This window comes from Ruegeria sp. AD5 (genome assembly GCF_056542345.1).
The window spans coordinates 1341812-1361652 of sequence record NZ_JBQFZR010000001.1; the positions used below are offsets into that span (position 1 = coordinate 1341812).

Annotated in this window: 17 protein-coding genes; 7 read left to right on the top strand and 10 right to left on the bottom strand. The window is 59.8% G+C overall.

The window, feature by feature from the left end; genetic code table 11:
- Positions 1 to 58: 58 nt before the first annotated feature.
- From ACR0JG_RS06585 to ACR0JG_RS06600, 4 genes are all read right to left on the bottom strand, one after another.
- The gene (locus ACR0JG_RS06585) at positions 59 to 940 is read right to left on the bottom strand and encodes a carbohydrate ABC transporter permease (protein ID WP_170394093.1); all 882 of its coding nucleotides are present in this window, start codon (positions 938 to 940) and stop codon (positions 59 to 61) included.
- A 1-nt stretch (position 941) separates the two neighbouring features.
- On the bottom strand, positions 942 to 1970 hold the full coding sequence (locus ACR0JG_RS06590) for a carbohydrate ABC transporter permease (protein ID WP_170394095.1): 1029 nt from the start codon (positions 1968 to 1970) through the stop codon (positions 942 to 944).
- A gap of 63 nt (positions 1971 to 2033) precedes the next feature.
- Positions 2034 to 3260, bottom strand: coding sequence for an extracellular solute-binding protein (locus ACR0JG_RS06595; protein ID WP_170394097.1), 1227 nt, complete (start codon positions 3258 to 3260; stop codon positions 2034 to 2036).
- 85 nt (positions 3261 to 3345) lie between these two features.
- On the bottom strand, positions 3346 to 4395 hold the full coding sequence (locus ACR0JG_RS06600; RefSeq protein WP_480568299.1) for an ABC transporter ATP-binding protein: 1050 nt from the start codon (positions 4393 to 4395) through the stop codon (positions 3346 to 3348).
- A 157-nt stretch (positions 4396 to 4552) separates the two neighbouring features.
- Between ACR0JG_RS06600 and ACR0JG_RS06605 the strand changes: the two genes are divergently transcribed.
- Positions 4553 to 5551: an ester cyclase gene (locus tag ACR0JG_RS06605; protein ID WP_480569030.1), complete on the top strand. Its 999-nt coding sequence runs from the start codon at positions 4553 to 4555 to the stop codon at positions 5549 to 5551.
- On the opposite strand, the gene ACR0JG_RS06610 is transcribed toward ACR0JG_RS06605, so the two are convergent.
- Positions 5548 to 6438, bottom strand: a complete 891-nt coding sequence (locus tag ACR0JG_RS06610) for an SMP-30/gluconolactonase/LRE family protein (RefSeq protein ID WP_480568302.1) — start codon at positions 6436 to 6438, stop codon at positions 5548 to 5550. The two genes, ACR0JG_RS06605 and ACR0JG_RS06610, sit on opposite strands and share 4 nt — an antisense overlap.
- 200 nt (positions 6439 to 6638) lie before the next feature.
- Here ACR0JG_RS06610 and ACR0JG_RS06615 point away from each other — a divergent pair, with 200 nt between their 5' ends.
- From ACR0JG_RS06615 to ACR0JG_RS06640, 6 genes are all read left to right on the top strand, one after another.
- Entirely contained in the window at positions 6639 to 7400 is a 762-nt protein-coding gene (locus tag ACR0JG_RS06615) for an HpcH/HpaI aldolase family protein (protein WP_480568305.1), read from the top strand.
- Positions 7401 to 7624: 224 nt separating this feature from the next.
- On the top strand, positions 7625 to 7834 hold the full coding sequence (locus ACR0JG_RS06620) for a hypothetical protein (protein ID WP_480568308.1): 210 nt from the start codon (positions 7625 to 7627) through the stop codon (positions 7832 to 7834).
- A gap of 257 nt (positions 7835 to 8091) precedes the next feature.
- Positions 8092 to 10188, top strand: coding sequence for a hydantoinase/oxoprolinase family protein (locus tag ACR0JG_RS06625; RefSeq protein ID WP_480568312.1), 2097 nt, complete (start codon positions 8092 to 8094; stop codon positions 10186 to 10188).
- The gene (locus ACR0JG_RS06630) at positions 10188 to 11840 is read left to right on the top strand and encodes a hydantoinase B/oxoprolinase family protein (RefSeq protein WP_480568315.1); all 1653 of its coding nucleotides are present in this window, start codon (positions 10188 to 10190) and stop codon (positions 11838 to 11840) included. The genes ACR0JG_RS06625 and ACR0JG_RS06630 overlap by 1 nt, the downstream gene beginning before the upstream one ends.
- Positions 11837 to 12904, top strand: coding sequence for a pyridoxal phosphate-dependent aminotransferase (locus ACR0JG_RS06635; protein WP_480568318.1), 1068 nt, complete (start codon positions 11837 to 11839; stop codon positions 12902 to 12904). The genes ACR0JG_RS06630 and ACR0JG_RS06635 overlap by 4 nt, the downstream gene beginning before the upstream one ends.
- Positions 12901 to 13641: a maleate cis-trans isomerase family protein gene (locus tag ACR0JG_RS06640; protein WP_480568321.1), complete on the top strand. Its 741-nt coding sequence runs from the start codon at positions 12901 to 12903 to the stop codon at positions 13639 to 13641. Before ACR0JG_RS06635 ends, ACR0JG_RS06640 begins: the two co-directional genes overlap by 4 nt.
- A gap of 42 nt (positions 13642 to 13683) precedes the next feature.
- On the opposite strand, the gene ACR0JG_RS06645 is transcribed toward ACR0JG_RS06640, so the two are convergent.
- The 5 genes from ACR0JG_RS06645 to ACR0JG_RS06665 are packed head-to-tail and all read right to left on the bottom strand — an operon-like array spanning position 13684 to position 19840.
- Positions 13684 to 15222, bottom strand: a complete 1539-nt coding sequence (locus ACR0JG_RS06645) for a trimethylamine methyltransferase family protein (protein ID WP_480568324.1) — start codon at positions 15220 to 15222, stop codon at positions 13684 to 13686.
- Between the two features lie 4 nt (positions 15223 to 15226).
- On the bottom strand, positions 15227 to 16192 hold the full coding sequence (locus ACR0JG_RS06650) for a D-2-hydroxyacid dehydrogenase (RefSeq protein ID WP_480568327.1): 966 nt from the start codon (positions 16190 to 16192) through the stop codon (positions 15227 to 15229).
- The gene (locus ACR0JG_RS06655) at positions 16189 to 16737 is read right to left on the bottom strand and encodes a hypothetical protein (RefSeq protein WP_480568330.1); all 549 of its coding nucleotides are present in this window, start codon (positions 16735 to 16737) and stop codon (positions 16189 to 16191) included. The genes ACR0JG_RS06650 and ACR0JG_RS06655 overlap by 4 nt, the downstream gene beginning before the upstream one ends.
- Positions 16738 to 16739: 2 nt before the next feature.
- On the bottom strand, positions 16740 to 19577 hold the full coding sequence (locus ACR0JG_RS06660) for a 2Fe-2S iron-sulfur cluster-binding protein (RefSeq protein WP_480568333.1): 2838 nt from the start codon (positions 19575 to 19577) through the stop codon (positions 16740 to 16742).
- Positions 19577 to 19840 carry a sarcosine oxidase subunit delta gene (locus tag ACR0JG_RS06665; protein ID WP_170407402.1) on the bottom strand — a complete coding sequence of 88 codons (264 nt, stop codon included), beginning with the start codon at positions 19838 to 19840 and terminating at the stop codon, positions 19577 to 19579. Before ACR0JG_RS06665 ends, ACR0JG_RS06660 begins: the two co-directional genes overlap by 1 nt.
- Position 19841: the final 1 nt, after the last annotated feature.

Below are 19841 nucleotides of genomic sequence, written 5' to 3' on the forward strand. Positions count from 1 at the left end.
AGGCTGACTGCGTGCGCATGGGCAAATACGGACTGAGGATGCGTGCGTCCCATCAGCGTCAGCCTTTCACAGCCCCGGCGGTCAAACCGCCCACAATCTGACGCTGGAAGAACATCACCAAGATGAACAGCGGAACCGTCGCAGAAACCACGGCCGCAACGGCGAACATTACGTTGCCCTCGGTTTGCGTTGTACCAAGGAACGCGGCGATGGCTGGAACCATTGTGCGGTTGCTTTCTGACAACAGCATCGCCCCAACGGCAAAGTCGTTATAGGCCAGAAGAAACGAGAACAGCCCCGTGGTGATCACACCCGGCCACATCACCGGAATGATCACGCGGCGGAAGGCCTGAAACTGGTTGCAGCCGTCGACCTTTGCGCTTTCGTCAAGCTCGCTGGGGATGTTCTTGAAGAAGGCGTGTAGCATCCACAGGGTGAACGGCTGGTTGATCGCGACAAGTACGATAATTGTCGTCGGAAGTATCCCCCAGATATTCCATTCAAAGAAGGGCAACAGATAACCCGAAACCAACGTGATCGGCGGCATCGCGCGGAAGATCAGCGCCGTGATCAAAAGCCAGAATGTGTAGTTATAGCTCGACCGCGAAAGCGCATAGCCCCCCAGCGTTCCGATGGTCAGCGAGATGGCGACCACAAAGACGCAAACGATCCCCGTATTCAGAACATTCCGCCAAAATTCTTCCTGAATCCAAGCCCCTTCGTAACCGGTGGTGGTAAAGGGTGAGCCATAAACTGCCTCGGTCCGCGCGCCGGTTAAGGCGTTGGTCCAATCGGCGATCGAGAAGAAATCCAGCTCTACCTTGAACGACCCCCAAACCGTCCAGAGGAACGGGAAAGCGGCCAGGATGAACCAAAGGATCACAAAAAGCGACGAAGCAATCCGAAGGCTTTTGGGCATTCTTTGCGCACGACTGGCCATGTTATCTTGCTCCTTTGAAGTCACGCCAGGTGCGGACAAGCACGGGCGACAACAGAATGGCGACCCCGATAATCGTGATCACAGACGTAGCGGCCGCAGAGGACAGCTGTCGCGTTTCACCGCCGAGGTCGTTGAAGATGAAAGTGCTGAGCGATTGCGCATGGGCACCGGCGCTGAAGCCAATAATCGGTTCAAACACCTTGAAATTATCCATCAACTGGATCAGCGCAACAAACGTAACCAGGGGCATGAGATGGGGAACAACCACGAATTTAACCTGTTGCCAGCGGGTTGCCCCATCGATCTGGGCAGCCTCGATCTGATCTTTGGGTAAAGTTTGCAAACCGGCGTAGAACACCACGAAGGCAAAGGGGGCCGAGCTCCAGACGCCATAAACCATCAGCGCCACCCACATCAGCCCGGTCGAAGCCTTTAGACTGAAATCCGGATCTCCGGCCAAGTTTACAAGGGCGTTGCCGATGACGCCACGACTGTCAATCATCCAAAACAGAATGAGCGAGCCGATCAGCGGTGTCACAATCATGGGCAAGAGCGAGAAGAAGATCATCAAACCCTTGAGGTGCCGGTGCAGTGAGTTGACCGCCAGCGCAATCACCAGCCCCAGAATGATCGTGAGGGGTGTCACAATGAATGTGAAGGTCAGCGTAAAGGCCATGGCCCGATAGAAGGGCAAGTTTCCGACCTCTGAGAAAAGGTCACCCCACGTGTCACTCGCCGCCCAGATTTCGCCAACCTCCTGTATCGCCAGGTGGCCGCGATCAAAGTAGATATCCAGCCCGACAAATCTGCCCAATGGTTGTTCGGCACGAAGCGCTGCGGTGGCTTCCTGATCGATGGTGGTCTCGGTTGTGCACCCGACAAGCGGAGTACAGTTTTCGACTTCCACCAGAACCGCCGGGTGTGGGGCATAAATGGATTGGATCACCACCGAGACGATGGGCATTGCAATGAACAGCAGCATTGCAAGTCCTGTGGGCAGGAAAAACCAAAGGAATGTCTTATGGCGCATGTCGCAATTCCCGTGTCGGCTTGATTGGGCGGGTGCCCGAATTGGGCACCCGCGAGGGGCGTTTTACTGTAGGAAGCCCTGTTCGATTGCCGCGGCGCGATAGGCGGCCTCGACATCGGCCAGCGCCTGTTCAGCGCTTTCCTTGCCCTGCATGAAATCGGCAAGTTCATTGCCAAGTGCACTGTGCATCAAACCCATGTAGGGCAGCATCGGATAAGGCGTCGTGCCCATTTTGGCAGCGTCAAATACACCCTGCGCGTCGTCTGCAGGTTCGTACCCTTCGATCAACCAGACTGCCAGCGGCGTGGTTTCATCGTTCAACATTTCGGGGCGGACGCCATGCGTCATCGCGACAAAAGTCGCCTCAGCCTCTTCATCCGAGATGTTCTTGCCGACGGTCCATCCGTCCCACCAAAGGGTCGAGGCCGGAGTCGTGCCGCCACCCACGGTCAGCGGCGCCGCAATTGCATGGCCATCGATTACTTCCTGCAAGACACCTTCGGTTGTGGTCTGCTGTGACGCCCGTGACCCCCACATATTCATGATCGCCACATTGCCCGCGCGGTATTCCGCGTTGGTGGCATTGGAATCATGGGTCAGAAAGTCGGGGTTCATATACTCGGACAAAGCCTTCATCATGTTCAGCGCTTTGACACCGGCCTCGGTATTGACGTTGGGCTCTGCGCTGCCGGGCTTGAAATGAGTACCTCCATAGCCAAGGAACATGTTGTTGAATTCCTGCGCCAGATTCCATCCCGCAGCGTAAGCACCACCAACCGGGTTTTGCATTATGCCCTGCGCGCGAATGGCTTCGGCCGCCTCGAGCAGTTCTTCATACGTGGTTGGCACTTCGACGCCTGCCTGTTCCAGAACGTCCTTGCGGTACATCAGGTGCTGAGCGTTGGCCATGAAGGCGATGGCCATGATGTCATCGCCGATCTTGATCAACTGTCCCGGCTGCAGGTTCTGACCATGTTTTTCGACCAGGTCATTGAGCGGTCGGATAACGTCTTCATTCATCAACGCCACAATCGAGCTGTTGGCGATGATGGCTGAGGTGTATTCCGACGGATTGCCCGACAGACCGGCCACGTTGATGGTTTGGTGTTCGGATGTCAGGTTGGATTCAACAGATGCGCCCGTGCATTCCTTTGCGGCAGCGGCCACAGCCTGAATGGCGGCAAATTCGTTGCCGACGATGTTGACCCGATCCGTGATCTCGCAGGCATAACCCGCGCTCGCAGCAAAGGCGGTCAGTGACCCGGCCAATGCGATTTTCTTTAGAAACATTTTTGATTCCTCCCTAGGTGATTGGGTGCATCTTCGAAGCCTGCACCCGAGATTGTCCCGTCATTGCGGGATTGGTTTTCGTCTCTCAGATCTCAAGGCGTGCGCCGGTTTGCGCATCGAATAGGTGGCAGTGATCGGTATGGATATGAATCGACACCTGATCGTCGATTTCTGCACGATAGGTTTTGTCGGCCTTGACCGAGACCAGCGCTCCGCCGATCCGAACCGAGACCATGGTGCTGTCGCCCAGCAATTCCTGCGTATAGATGGGCGCGTTAATCTCGCCCCCGCTTTCTACGACACTGGCGTCCTCGGCGCGGAAACCCAAAGTTATTGGGCCATCCGGAGCATTCAGACCATGCACTTCGGTATTCTGCGCGCGGAACACACCGCCCTGAACATCGCCATCAACCAGGTTCATCGCCGGGTTGCCGATAAAGCTGGCGACAAACGTGTTCGCAGGCTCGTCGTAGATCGCCGTCGGAGAGCCAACCTGTTGGACAACACCCTGCTTCATGATCACCACGCGATCGGCCAGTGTCATCGCCTCGATCTGGTCATGTGTCACATAAATCGTAGTCACGGCTAGTTCATGGCTGAGGTTCTTGATCTGCGCGCGAGTCGAAACGCGCAGTTTTGCGTCAAGGTTGGACAACGGCTCATCCATCAGGAACACGTTGGGCTCGCGTACAATCGCACGCGCCAGCGCCACCCGCTGACGTTGCCCACCTGACAGCTCTGCCGGCTTGCGATGCAGAAAGTCGTCCAACTCTACCATCGCCGACGCTCGGCGCACTTTTTCGTCATGGGTGGAAGCGTCGATGCCACGTACCCTCAGCGGGAAACGAATGTTCTCGTAGACATTCATGTTCGGATACAAAGCGTAAGACTGGAACACCATCGCGACGTCGCGGTCTTTGGGCTCCATATCGTTGACGCGGGTACCGTCGATCAGAATATCACCCTCGCTTGCGTCTTCCAAACCTGCGATCATGCGCATCGTCGTGGTCTTGCCACAACCCGACGGGCCGAGAAGCACCAGAAATTCCTTGTCGGATATTGTCAGGTCGAAATTGTCCACTCCAACAAACGAACCCCAACGTTTTCCAACATTGCGCAGTTGAATCTCGGCCATACTGTCCTCCCAGTTGCACCTGAGTGCATACGTTTGCAAAAGCATAGACATCCAAAGGAACATCTGGCAAGTATTTTTTGCAAGCGAATGCAAAAGCGCCCGCAATCTTGCTAAAGACTGACGCTTCCCTCCGGGCAAAGCATTGAAAGTAAAAGATATGTCTTACGAAGCCGAGAAAGAAATTGTCCTGAACTTCTACAAAGCTCTGAGCGATGAAGAGGAATCAGCCCACTCTGATGTGATCGCTGAGTATTGCGACGAGGACCTCCTGTGGCGCGGCTTTCACCCGTTCAACGAGCTGCGTGGCGCTAGCAACGTGGCGCAAAAATTCTGGCAGCCGCTGAATCACAGCCTAACTAACTTGCAGCGTCGGATGGACGTGTTCATGGCTGGTCAAAATGAAATCGACGGGTTCAATTCAGTCTGGGTTGTTTCGATGGGCCATCTCATGGGGCTGTTCGACAAGGACTGGCTGGGCATTGCGCCAACCGGAAAAATGGCCTTGCTGCGCTATTGCGAGTTCAACAGGATTGAGAAAGGTAAGATTGTCGAAACCGCGATGTATTTCGACATCCCGCATTTCATGATGCAGGCCGGGTTGCAGCCCTTCCCGCCGCAGACCGCCGCACAACTTGTCCAGCCCGGGCCCATGACCCATGACGGCCTGATGTTCACGCCTCAACCCGCCGAAGACGGCCAAAAGACATTGGCCGCTATCAACGCGATGATCTCCGATCTTGGGCGGTGGGACAGCGGGCTCAGCCTTGAAGATGAGTTGCGCCGCACATGGTGCGAAGACATGATCTGGTGGGGGCCCTCCGGTATCGGTGCAACCTACACAATCGAACGTTACGCCAAACAACACGCTGGCCCGTTCCGTGCTGGGTTTGCCGACCGGTCAAAAACCAACCATATCTGCCGCATGGCTGAGGGTCACTATGGCGGCTTTTTTGGCTGGCCGAACTTTACCGCTCGACCAACCGGCGGGTTCATGGGGATGCCTGCCACTGACAAAGCCGGTGAGTTCCGGGTGATAGACATTTATCGTCGCAAAGGTGATAAACTGGCCGAGAACTGGATTTTCATCGATCTGCTTCATTTCTGGAAGCAACAGGGTGTCGATATTCTGGACCGCATGGCGCGAGTGGGCCTTTAGATCATGGCCAGACCCGTCATGTTGGTCGGAATACGGTAAACGGACGTGCAGGCAGTGATGTACAGCATGCTGAACCCGGCCCCACCAAAGCAGAAGTTGGTAGATTTCTGCGGCGTCAGAATGACACCAAGGCAGTGCGCTTGGGCATCAAACAGATGTACACCGCCGGGACCATTGCACAAAATCTGGCCGTCGCGGGTGCACTTCATACCGTCCGGTACCCCTTCCCCATCGCCAACAACATCGGCCCAGACCACCCCACCGGTCAGTGAGCCATCAGTGGCGACATCAAAGACGCGGATATGGCCACCCCAACTGTCATTGACAAACAGCCTTGTTTCGTCAGCTGACAAACACAACCCGTTGGGTTGCTGAAAATCATCCGCGACAAGGTGTAACGTGCCGTCGGGATCCAGCCGGAACACGCCTTGCACCGGCAGTTCCTGCTCTCTCAGAATGCCAAGATCCTCTCGGATACGACCAAAACTGGGATCAGTGAACCAAATCCGACCGTGCGAGTCGCAGATAACATCGTTGGGGCTGTTGAGTTCTTTGCCATCAAAATGCGTGGCGATCGAAGTAACCCGCTTGCCGCCGTGATCATGGCGTACCAAATGCGAACTGGCGTGCTCGCAAGAGATCACTGCCCCGCTTTTGTCGAAGCAATTTCCGTTTGCTTGGTTGGATGGGGTGCGAAAAACGCGGACTCCCTCACCCTCGCTCCACTTGTATTGATGGCTCTCCTGAATGTCCGAGAAAACCAGCCAATGCTCTTCGGGGTGCCATATTGGCCCTTCGGTAAACCCCAGACCGCTAGCGATTTCTTCCAGTTGAGCGTCAGAGTGCACCAGATCTGTGAAGCGTTTGGAACGGATATCGAATACCATGAGAACACCTTTTCAGAGTTGCGCCTGCCAACACTAACGGCAAGTCCCGACAAGAACAGCGTTTCGGGCGAAAACGCAATAACGACTGTTCGATAGTCTGGCCCTGCCAACTTCAATGCTCTACGCTATGGCCGATGTTTCCAAACCGCTTGGCTGCCAATTGCCATGTGCCGCCCAAACAAAACCGTCAGGACTTTCCCATGAATTTCAAACAACGCATGCTTTCTGGCGAGCCTCTCGTCGGAACGTTTCTCAAGACACCAGCCCATGAACTGGTCGAGATAATTGCCAAGTCAAAACTGGACTTCTTGTGCCTGGATGCAGAACACGCACCCTTTGACCGGGGTCGGTTGGATGTTTGCCTCGCCGTCGCCCGGGCTCTGGGGTTGCCGACGTTGGTGCGGGTGCCGACTGGGTCGGCGGACGAAATTCTCAAGGCGCTCGACAGTGGCGCGACAGGTATTGTTGTGCCGCATGTCGACAGCGCCGAAAAGGCCCGTCGCATTGCGCGCGAGGGCCGTTTTGGCCATGGTGGTCGCGGCTATGCCGGATCAACCCGGTGGGCAGGGTTTGCGACCCGATCCATGGCTGATGTCCTCAAGCAAAGCGAAGAGGAGACGATTATCATTGCCCAAATCGAAGAACCAGAAGGCGTCGCAGAAGTTGATGATATCGCCGCGACCGAGGGCATCGACGGGATTTTTGTAGGACCTGCGGATCTTGCGGTGTGCTACGGCGTGACTGATCAGTCCGACCCACAGGTTCTTGATGCAATGCGACGCTCGGGCGATGCAGCCAAAGCACATGGCAAGACGCTGATGACCTTTGCAGCCAGCGCAGAAGCCGGACTCAAGCTGCGCGACTATGGGGTGACCATGATCTTCGTCGCTTCGGAACACGCCTTCATGCTTCGCGCTGCAAACGCGGAAGCAGAGAACTTCCATGGCACCGCAGGGACGTGAAACGCACTGGGCCTTTTAGTGGAAAGGGCCTTGGTATCGAAGTGGTTCGCCAACCCTCGGATGGCTACTAGTCGAATGTCTGGAACAAGAAACCCTGGTCATTTTCGTACTGGTCGGGCCGCCCGACCGAGGACTGGATGTTTGCTTCGGCCTATACCAACGACACCAAATTGAACGAGACCGCCTGACGCACAGGCGAAGCCGCCGATCGCTTCAACGCCATCGTGGTCGAGGCCCGTGCAGAGCTGGACGACGCCAAACGCCGCACGCTGTATGCCGAGGCGCAGACATTGGTTCATGATGATGGTGGTGCGATCGTTCCGATGTTCGCCAATCATATCATGGGTGTTGCCAAAACCGTCGCCCAGGGCGAGATCGCCGCGAATTGGGAAATGGTTGGTGCCAAAGCCCCTGAACGCTGGTGGCTTGCCTGATCGCGCGCTCGCCGTCTGACGGCCCGTTTCGGCAGATTTCTGGCCTGCTACGACGATAGATGTCGCTTGCAGGCCTTTCTGTCGCAATCCAGCTTGCTGCGGCTATCTTGAAACTGCACATTTCGCCCATGACACAGACTGATATTCCGAATCCTACGGACCGCCGCGCAACCGGCTGTGATCTTGTGATCCTTGCATAAAGCAGGGCCTCGGGCCTTTTGCTTCACGCTGCGATTACAGAAATTTCGGAAGACCTCATGACAACTCAAACGCTGCGCCTGGCCATCGATATTGGCGGCACCTTTACCGATACGGTCCTTGTCTCTGGCGAAGAGACAATCCTGGCCTCCACCAAGACCCTGACCACCCATCAGAACCCTGCCGACGGCGCCATGGAAGGGGCCGCGCGAGTAATGCAGCAATCGGGCCGGACGCAGGATCAGGTGACCGGCTTTATCCACGGCACCACCCTGGCGACCAATGCGCTGATCGAACGTCGCGGCGCGGTGGTGGCGACGGTGACCACCGAAGGCTTTCGCGACATCCTGGAAATCGCGTATGAGCGGCGTTATTCGCAATACGATATCAACCTCGAGAAGCCTGACCTACTGGTGCCGCGCGAGCGTGCTCTGACCGTGCGCGAACGCATGTCGGCGGGTGGTCAGATATTGATCGAGCTCGAAGACTCGGCCATCGACGCACTGCTGGCCGATATCGACGCGAGCGGCGCAGAGGCCATAGCGATCTGCCTGATGCACGCTTATGCCAACCCCGCCCATGAACGCCGCCTACGCGATGTGCTGGCTGAGAAGCGGCCCGATCTGACCGTCTCGATCTCGTCCGAGGTCAGCCCCGAGGCGCGCGAGTTCGACCGGCTGTGCACCACCGTCGCCAATGCTTATATCCAGCCGCTGATGCAGACCTATCTGGCCCGTTTCGTCGACCGGTTCGAGGCCGAGGGCGTGACCTGTCCGATCCTGATGATGACGGCGGGCGGCGGCATGTGCACCGTGCGCACCGCCGCGCGTTTTCCGATCCGGCTGGTGGAATCCGGCCCCGCCGGAGGGGCCATTCTGGCCGCCCGCATCGCCGCCCGCACCGGGCTGGATCAGGTGCTGTCCTTCGACGTTGGCGGCACCACCGCTAAGCTGTGCCTGATCGACAAGGCCCGCCCGCAGACCTCGCGCCAGTTCGAGATCGCCCGCGCCGCGCGGTTCATAAAGGGCTCGGGCATGCCAGTGCGCATCCCGGTGATAGAGATGATCGAGATCGGCGCGGGCGGTGGATCCATCGCCGGGGTTGACCGGCTGGGACGCCTGACCGTGGGTCCGAAATCGGCGGGGTCTGAACCCGGACCCGTGGCCTTCATGCGCGGCGGCACCGAGCCCACGGTGACAGACAGCGACATTACGCTGGGCTACATCGTGCCCGACACATTTGCCGAGGGGCATATCAAGCTGGACCCCGAAGGCTCCAAACAGTCGCTGAGCCGGGTGATCGGGTCGAAACTAGATCTCGATGCCGTTGGCTCAGCCGACGGCGTCAGCCGCATCGTCGACGAAAGCATGGCCAGCGCGGGCCGGATGCACGCGGTGGAATCGGGCAAGGATCTTGGACCGCGCACGATGATTGCCTTTGGCGGCAACGGGCCGTTGCATGCCAGCCGGGTGGCACGATCCGCCGGGGTCAGCCGCATTGTAATCCCGCCCAATCCGGGCGTGGGGTCTGCCGTGGGCTTCCTGTTCGCACCCGTGTCGTTCGAAATCGTCCGCTCGCGCTATTCGCTGTTGGACAGCATGGACATGGATGAGATCAACACGATGTTCGACGCAATGATTTCCGAAGCCAAAGGCGTGGTTGCCCAGGGCGCGGGCGATGCCCCGACCGAAACACAGCGCACCGCCTTCATGCGCTACAACGGTCAGGGTCACGAGATCGAGATCACTCTGCCCGACCGGCATCTGACGGCAGACGATATTGCACCGCTGACCACCGCCTTTGAGGAAGAATATCGCAAGCAGTTCTCACGCCCGGTGCCGGGGATGCAGATTGAGATTCTCAACTGGGCGGTGCGCGTCGCGACCCTTGACAGCGCCGTGCCACCAGTGCCCGCTACACCTGCATTGACGACCTTCACCGCACCCGACACTCGCCCGATCACCTGCGATGTGGACGGCGCGCTGAAACAGGCCGCCTTCGTGGCGCGGGCCGATCTGAAGTCCGGCGACCATGTGCGCGGCCCGGCGCTGATCCACGAGCCGCAGACCACCACGCTGGTCTCGACTGATTTCTCGGCCCATGTGGACGCCATAGGAAACCTCGTCCTGGTTCAGGACCAGAAAGGAGGCGCATGATGGCGACCGATCTTTCCCCCGCCCGCCTACAAGTGATGTGGAACCGTTTGCTGGCAGTGGTCGAAGAACAAGGCCAAACCCTGATCCGCGCCGCCTTTTCGCCCATCGTGCGCGAATGCGGCGATATCTCCGCCGGGATCTTCGACGTCAACGGCCGGATGCTGGCACAGGCGGTAACCGGCACGCCGGGCCATATCAACACCATGGCCGAAGCGGTGCAGCATCTGCGCGCCGCCTTCCCGGTTCAGACCATGAAACCGGGCGATATCTACATGACCAACGATCCGTGGCTGGCCTCGGGGCATTTGAACGACTTTCTGCTGATGATGCCCGCGTTCAAGGATGGCAGGGTGGTGGGCTTCACCTCATGCACCTCACATCTGGTCGATCTGGGTGGCTTGGGCATGGGGCCCGAAGGGTCCGACATCTATGACGAGGGGCTGCTGATCCCGCCCTGCAAACTGGTCGAGGAAGGTACCCCCAACGCGCTGCTGCTGGACATCATCCGCGCCAACAGCCGCGAGCCCATCGCCAACGAGGGCGACATCTATGCCCTGATTGCCTGTTGCGAGGCCGGGGTGAACCGGCTGGTCAGTATGATGGAAGAGTTCGGCCTGACCGATCTGGATGCGCTGGGGTCCTACATCATCGACACTTCGCGCCGTGGCACGCTTGAGGCCATCGCCGAGGTGCCCAAAGGTATCTACAAAAACGTCCTGAAAATGGATGGCTATGAGAATGAGCTGGAGTTGCACGCAGCCCTGACCGTCAGTAAATCGGGGATGCATGTGGATTTCACCGGCACCTCGGGTTGTTCGCGCAAGGGCATCAACGTGCCGCTGAACTATGCCACCGCCTATACCGTGTTTGCGCTGCGCTGCATCGTCGGCTCGGACATCCCCAACAATGCCGGATCGCTGGAGCCGTTCACCGTGGACGGCCCCAAAGGTTGCATCCTGAACGCACAGCGCCCGGTGCCGGTGGCGATGCGGCACACGCTGGGTCAGGTGACACCCGATCTGGTGCTGGGCTGTCTGCATCAGGCACTACCTGATGAAGTGCCCGCCGAGGGCGCAAGCTGCATGTTCGACCTGCCCATGCGCCACGCCCCCGAGGTGGCCCGCGATGGTGGGCGCGAATTCGCAGTGGAACCGGTACATAATGGCGGCACCGGCGCACGGCCGCATGCGGATGGTCTGTCAGCCACCGCCTACCCCTCGGGCGTGTTCGGTTCGCAGGTGGAGATCACCGAAAGCGTCGCGCCGGTGACCATCTGGCGACGCGAGCTGCGCGCGGATTCCGGTGGCGCGGGCAAGTATCGCGGCGGGCTTGGGCAGCGGATCGAGATGACATCGGCCAACGGCGCGCCCTTCATCGTGTTCCTGTCGGTCGAGCGGCTGAAATTCCCCGCCCTGGGCCGCATGGGCGGTCAGCCCGGCGCGCCGGGGCGCATCCGGTTCCGTGATGGCGACAGCGACATTCCCGGCAAGGGAGAGCTGCGGGTCGAAGGCGGCGATTATCTGATCTTCGACACTCCCGGTGGTGGCGGTTTCGGCGATCCGGGCGACCGCAACTCGAATGCGCTGGCGCTGGACCTCAAACGCGGTTTGGTCAGTGCCGAGGGGGCCAAAGCTTACGGAGGTGACACATGATCCGTCCGGTTTCTTATGTCGGCGCCATGGCCGCCTACGCGCTGGCCGATCTGGGTGCCGAAGGCACAATCTCGCTGGCGCAGAACGAAAGCGCCTTTCCGGCCAGTCCTTCCGCCGTGGCGGCCGGGCAGGCGGCGCTGGCTGATCTGACGCTATACCCCGATCCCGAATGGCCCGACATGCGCGCGGCCATTGCCGAGGTACACGGGCTCGACCCGGCGCGGGTGCTGTGCGGCGCGGGCTCGATGGAGCTGATCGGCTGCCTGATCCGCGCCTTTGCCGGGCCCGGCGATCAGGTGCTGGGCACGCAATATGGCTATGCCTTTGTCACTTCGGCCACGGCACAGGCGCAGGCCGAATACGTGGCCGCGCCCGAGGTCGATCTGACCGTATCCGTCGACGCGGTTCTGGCCGCCGTCACCCCGGCGACCCGTATCGTGTTCGTCTGTAATCCGGGCAATCCCACCGGCACCCTGATCCCGAATTCCGAGATCCTGCGCCTGCGCAACGCGCTACCCGGCGACGTGCTGCTGGTGGTCGATCAGGCCTATGCCGAGTTCGCCGACCAAGCCAACGATCCAGCAGAGATTTTCGCGCTGGCTGATCGGGGGGATACCGTGATCACCCGCACCTTCTCCAAGGCTTACGGGCTTGCCGGGGCGCGCGCCGGGTGGGGCCATTTCCCCATGGGTATCGCCGGAGAGCTGCGCAAGCTGCTGAACCCCAATAATATCTCGATTGCCTCGCAGGCTGCGGCAGCGGCGGCGATGCGCGATCAGGCGCATATGCGGGACGTGGTCGCGAAAACGGCAACCATTCGCGATCGGTTCGCGGAGGACTGCCGCGATCTGGGGCTGATCGTGCCGGACAGCCACACCAATTTCGTGCTGATCCGCTTTGCCTCGACCGAGCAGGCGCAACAGGCCGACGCCGCGCTACGGGCCGAGAAACTGCTGATGCGCGGTATGGGCGGCTATGGTCTGTCCGACTGCCTGCGCGCCACGATCTGCAACACACCGTTGATGGATCGCTGTCTGGCCGTTCTGAGAAAGGTAACGTCATGAGCCACGAAACGCGTACCCGGGCCAAGATCGGCGTTCTGGTGCCCTTCACCAACACCAACCTCGAGGCCGATATGGCCTTGATGCGCTGCCCGAACACCACCGTGCATTTCCAGCGCATGGGTGGTTATGATGTCGATGAAATCCCCGGTTCTGACCAGATGGCGGGGCTTGGGGCCTCGGACATCAGCCACGATCTGCGGATGATTTCGGGCGTGCGGCCAGATGTGGTGCTGTACGGCTGCACCTCGGCCACGCTGACCCATGGACCGTCTTTCGACGCCGATCTGGCGCAGCAGATCAAGGCCGGATCGGGAGCGCAATCGCTGACAGCCGCCGGATCGCTGATCGCTGCCATTCAGGCGCTTGGGGTGACGAAAGTGGGCTTTTCCTCGCCCTATCTGGGCGAGATCAACACGCAGGCGATGGATTTCATGGCCGCAAACGACATCGAAACCGTGCGTTGCGCCGATGTTGGCCGCGAGCTGGGCAATTACGGACAAGGAGAGCTGACCCCGGACGAGGTTTACGACCTCGCCTGTGAGGCAGACCACCCGGACGCGCAAGCCGTCGTGCTCAGCTGCACCGACATGCGCGCAGTCGAGGCCATCGAGCAGATCGAGGACACGCTGGACAAGCCGGTGGTGACCTCAAATCAGGCGATGATGTTCTGCATGATGCGGGCGCTGGGTCTGCCACGCCACGAGGCGCTGCCGGGCCGGTTGTTCGATCTGCTGTAACCGAACCGGGGCAGCGGTCGACCCCCCTGCCCCGATATTCCATCAGGGTTCGCCGCTGCCGATCTCTTCCTTGCGTTTGGCGATATAGGCATCCAGCTCCTCACGCACGGAGGGGTCCATCTCGGGCATCTGATACTCGCGTAGCGCCTGCTGCCAAACCTCGGTGGCGCGTTGCAGGGCGTCCTTGGCTCCGGCCGCCTCCCAGTTTTCATAGTTCTGCCAGTCGGACAGCATCGGTTTGTAGAACGCGGTTTCATAGCGTTCCATCGTGTGATCGACGCCAAAGAAATGGCCGCCAGTGGGCACCGATTTGATGGTGTCCAGGCCCAGTTCATCCGTGTTAAATTTCATCGGTTTGAGGAATTCCATCATGTTCTGGATGATCTCGATATCCATGACGAATTTCTCATAAGATGCGGTCAGCCCGCCCTCAAGCCAGCCGGCGGCATGATAGACGATATTGGCCCCTCCCAGAACCGCGCCCCAGGTGGCCATCATCGTTTCGTATGCCGCCTGCAAATCCACCACGTTGGATGCATTTGCGTTCGATGTCCGGTACGGAATGCCATAGCGCCGCGCCAGCTGCCCGCCGACAATATTCGCCTTGGCATTTTCCGGTGTGCCAAAGGCCGGAGCCCCGGATTTCATGTCCACATTCGAGGTGAACGAGCCATACATGACAGGCGCTCCCGGGCTGACCAACTGCGTCAGCACCACACCGAACAGTGCCTCGGCGTTCTGTTGCGCCAGCGCGGCAGGCAGCGTGACCGGTGTCATGGCCCCCATCAGAGTGAACGGCGTGACCGTCACCGGTTGACCATACTCGGCCATCGCGATCAGGCCGTCACCCATGGCATCGTCGAACAGGCGTGGAGAGTTCACCGAAATGATTGTGATCACCCCCGGATCGCCGCGCATGTCCTCAGGTTTCTGACCGCGCGAAATCGCCATCATGTTGATGCCATCCATCGCCCGCCCGCGCCCGATAGCGGTGCAGTGAAAGCTCAGGTCGCTATAGCTTAGGTTGGCGTTGTAGGTGTCCAGATGACGGTTGTTGGCGGGCATTTCGATCGGGGCCATCACCTGATTGCCGATCAGATGGATAGCGTTGAAATGATGCGCCAACCGGATGAAGTTGCAATAGTCATCATAATTACCCTGACGGCGGCCATTGATACAGTCATGTACGTTCGGCGGCCCGGCAACCAAACCAAAATTCACATGATCGCCGCCCAGCGTAATCTGTTTCGCGCGGTTGCGAGAGGTCAGCGTGAATTCCGAGGGCACCGTTTTTAACGCTTCGGCGACAATGGTTTCGTCCATACGGATGGTCTTGGTGTCGCGGTCTACGATGGCCCCCGCGCGTTCGAAAATGTCCATAACATTGTCGCCCATCACCCGGATACCGGCCTCGGACAGAATGCGCATCGAGGTTGTATGCAGCTGATCCATCTGTTCAGGGTTCAACAGCTCGAACGGCGGATAGCTGTTGCGCACCTGTTGCCAGGGCAGCTGTTCGATTCCCGCCGCCGCGCGCCCGGATTTGCCGCGTCGCCCGCCGCTGCGTCTGTCTCGTGCCATTGACCTAGTATCCCCGTTGTGGATTTACGATGTTGTTCAGCACCTCGCCCTTGCGATAGCGCATCAGGTTCTCGGAAAACATGCGGACCGATTTCAGATCCCAGCCGTCATAGACCGAGCTGCAGTGCGGTGTGACGATCACGTTGTCCAGTTCCCAGAACCTGTGCCCCTGAGGCAGCGGTTCGGTAACGAACACGTCCAGCGCCGCGCCTCTGATCCGGTTCTGTTCCAGCGCGGCCAGTAGAGGTGCTTCGTCAATTACCCCACCTCGCGAGACGTCGATTATCAGCGTCGTCGGTTTCATGGCGGCAAAAGCCTCCGCCCCGACCAGACCGCGCGTGCTGTCCAGCAGTGGTACGCAAACGACGATAAAGTCAGCGCGTGGCCAGAGATCAGGCAAAGCCTCCATCCCGTGTACCTCGTCCACGTTGGGAGTCGGTTTCGGGCGGGCCCGTACACCGATTGTGTTCAGCCCCATAGCTTTGGACCGTGCCGCTACAGCCTCTCCGGTTTTGCCAAGGCCGATGATCAGCACCGTCTTGCTGTCGATGGACTCGACCTTGCCGCCGATCCAGTCCCGCCGCACCTGCGCGGAACGAAAGCCCGGGAAATCCAGCGTGAAATGCAGCATCGCCCCCAGCGCATATTGTGCCATCATATCGGCGGCGACCCCGGCGGCATTTGTCACCGTTACCTCATCAGGGTTCCAAGGGTTCAGGTGATCGGTGCCCGAGCCGCCGACCGAAGCCCATTTGATTTGCGGGTTCTCGACCAGTGCTGCGCGTGGAAAGCCGGGGGTGCCCGCAAAGCGAACGGAATAGACAACCTCAGCTCCTGTATCCTCGATCAAACCCGTGAGCGCCTCATAGCTGTCGCAGGTGTGGATCGGCAGATCGGGATGACCTTCAGCAAGAACCGCACGTGCAGCGTCGGGGTTATCGGTGTGCAAGATCACGGTGGGGGATTTCATGCGGGTACCTCCGGTTGGAACTCGGCGCTTGCAATGGCTACCGCGTTGGCGAAAAAAGCAGTGGCGGCGATGTCGAAAAGGACATCGAACCCCACACCTTTGCGGTCGTTGCGCCATGTGATTGCCTCGACATAGCCCACGCGGGTCTGGGCGATCTTTCCCACTGGAAAGGCACCGGGCGACAGGTCGACCGGGCAAATCTTGGCCAGCAGATCGAACAGGCGCGGGCCGGTCAGGTGCATCATGGCCCAGGTTTCCTCGCGCCAGGAATAATAGCCCTTTGGCGTGGCGGCGACCTGCCACCGGGCATACAGGTCGGCAGGCGCATCCAGTACCACCACCTCTTCCTGACCCAGACGCAGAAGGCCATCGGCGGTTTCGTTGACGTCTGGCACCTTCAGGCCCTGCGATTGCAAAAACGCCACGGTGCCTCGGCCCTTGAGGCCAAAACGCGGCGTATGGGTCAGGTCCTGCACGATAATCTGCCCGGAAACCAGTAGTGTGCCTTCAGCAGCGCCCTTTGGGTCAAGCGGATAGGTTCGCATCATCACACCTCCTGCCGTTTGTTTTCAGGATCAAAAAAGGTGTGGCCGCGCACAGTTGTTACGACACGCTTGCCATTGCGGCACTTCACCGTGACCTGCGATCCTTGCGTAGCGTCATCGCCATGCACATATGCCAGCGCGATATGGGTGTTCAGCGTCGGCGACCACAGGACCGAGGTCAAATGCCCCACCGGTACATCATTCCTCAGTACCAGACAGCTTTCCCCCGGTACATCTGGCCCGTCGAATGTCAGCCCGACCAGCTTGCGCGGCAGGCCTTTGTTTCGGCGCATCTCGGTTGAGCGCTTGCCCACGAAAAACGGCTTGGTCTTCGAGATCGCCCATTCGAACCCCAGCTCATCCGGCGAGGTCAGCGCGTCGGTGTCCTGACCAATCAGGATATGGCCTTTCTCCAACCGCAGAATCCGGCTGGCTTCCAGCCCGTAAGGGCGCAACTCGTGCGCGTGACCCGCCGCCATCACCGCATCCCACAGGGTGTGGGCATAGCTGGTGGGGCAGTGCAGCTCGTAGCTCAACTCGCCGGTGAACCCAATCCGCATGGCGCGCACCGGCACCCCGGCCACCATGCCGCTACGCCCGTCGAGATAGGCAAATCCATCGCGCGAGAAATCGATGTCGCTGTCCAGCGCTTCGACCACGGAGCGCGCCTTGGGACCGGTAATGTTGAAGCCCGAGAAGGCCGAGGTGACGTTCAGCACATCCACATCCAACCGCCACTGCGCATTCCAGAACAACATATCCGAATAAACCCGCGCCACGGCCCCGGTGGTGGCGGTGACATAGAACAGATCCTCGGCCAGCCGATACGCCACGCCATCGTCGATCACCGTGCCCATTTCGTTTGTCATCAGGCAGTACCGGCAGCGGCCCACAGGCTGCTTTTTGTAGGCCATGGTGTAAATGCGGTTGAGGAATTCGCCCGCATCCGGGCCACGCACCTCGAGCCCGCCCAGAGTTGAAACATCCAGCACGCCGACCCCATTGCGCACCGCATGCACCTCTTCTTCGATGAGGCGCTTGGCGTCTTGTTTCGGGCCGTAGAAATAAGGCCGCCACCACGCTCCGACCGGGCGCATGTCCGCCCCCAACCGGATATGTTCGTGATGCAGCGCTGTGCGCCTGTCTGCCGGGTGATGATGACCGGACAGCACGCCCAGCGTTTCGGGGCCAAAGGGCGGACGGGCCGTAGTCACGCCGATCTCCCCGATGGTGCGGTCGGTCGCCTTGGCCACCACCCGGGCGGTGGCCAGCGCCGAGTGCCGCCCTTGTGACGGCCCCATACCAACTGTGGTAAAGCGCTTGATCAGCTCCAACTCGCGATAGCCTTCCTTAACCGCGTTTTGCAGGTCCTTGATCTGAATATCCTCGTCCCGGTCGACAAAATCCTTGCCCTTGGGATGCCCGGCGATTGCCGGTTCGAAATTCGTCAACGAAGCCTCGACATCTTCGACCTGCGCGATGTCGCGGGTTGGCAGCCCCAGACGAGTCAACGCCGTCTGTGCCGCGCGTTGCGCATCGGCCACCACCGCATCAGGCGCAAAGACCCCGGCAACACCCCCGACAATGCCCAGCGGAGCATCTGGCAGAGACAGGGAAAACCGCGTCGCCGTTTCATTGTACCCAAGTTTCGCGCCAGCATGACAGGGCAGTTGCCACATTGGCGCATAGCCGACCGAAATCACCAACAGATCGCAATCCAGCCAGTCGCCGCCGACCTTTACACCGGCGACATGGGTCTTGCCACGCGCCTCGCCCACGGTGCCGTGAATGACACGCGTTCCCCTTGTTGACAGTTGCCGGCCAAGCTCGCCGCCGCTGCCGCCGGGGCGCGGATCAACCACCGCCGCCAGTTCTACGCCTGCGTCCAACAGATCCTGCGCCACCCGATAACCGTCGAGATTGGCGGCCAGTACCACCGCGCGCTTGCCCGGTTTCACACCATAGTGCCGCATAAGCCGTTGCGCGCCAGTGCCCAGCAAGATGCCCGGCAGGTCATTGTTTCGGAAGATCGCGGGCTGTTCGATGCAGCCGGTGGCCAGCAGGACCTCGCGCGCGCGCGTCTTGAACAGCTTGTTGCCCCGGATCAGCGGCAGCCAGTTGTCCTCGAACCAGCCGTTCACCACTGTACCGGTCATGATGCGGAGGTTCGGCAGGCTTTGCACCTTCGCCAGCAGGTCGGACAGCCTGTCGGCATCGCGGCCATAGGTCAGCGCGCCGCCCAAGACCGGCTCCTGCTCGGCCAGAATGACGTCAGCCCCGGCTTCGGCGGCTTCGATGGCGGCGGTCAACCCGGCCAGCCCCGCGCCGACGACCAGCAGATCACAAAACAGGTTGGCCTTTTCGTAGTCTTCATGCGGTGCGTTGATATCCAGAACGCCCAGCCCAGCCTTCTTGCGGATCAGCGGCTCCCACAGTTTCAGCCAGCTATTGCGCGTCGGGCCCATGAAGGTGCGATAATAGAACCCCACTGGCATGAATCGCCCCAGCTTGTCCATGAATGCGTCGCGGTCTCGCGCCAGTGATCCGTTGACGTTCTGCGCCGTAACTTGCAGCCCTGCCGAAATCGGATGCCGGTCGGCCTGCACGTTCGGGTCCGAGGGCAGTTGCACCAGCGTATCGGCCTCGGTGCCCGCCATCGACATCGCACCGCGCGGTCGGTGGTATTTGAACGAGCGCGACAGCATCCACTTTCCCTGCCCGGCCAAAGTCGAGGCGATCACATCACCTTCGTATCCCTGAAACGCCTGCCCTTCAAAGCTGAACGATACCGGCGCATCTCGATTGATCCTGTTGCCCCAGGGTGCGGGAAGTCGGGCCATCACCTTTGCTCCAGCTCTGAGGGGTCAAAAGTGCGGATCACCTCGTTCGTGGTGGCGTTGCGCTCGGCCAGAAAGAAATAGTTCGAGGGCACGTGCCGCCACCATTCCACCAGCGTTCCGCGTGAATTGTCGGCGCGGAACAGGTGACGTGCCCAGTCCTGATCGCTGGTTGCATCCGGGTCGGGGTTGGCGCGCAGAGGGCCGAAGCTCTGGAATTCATTAATATTGCGGGGCCCGTTCATCGGGCAGATCAGGATCTTCATG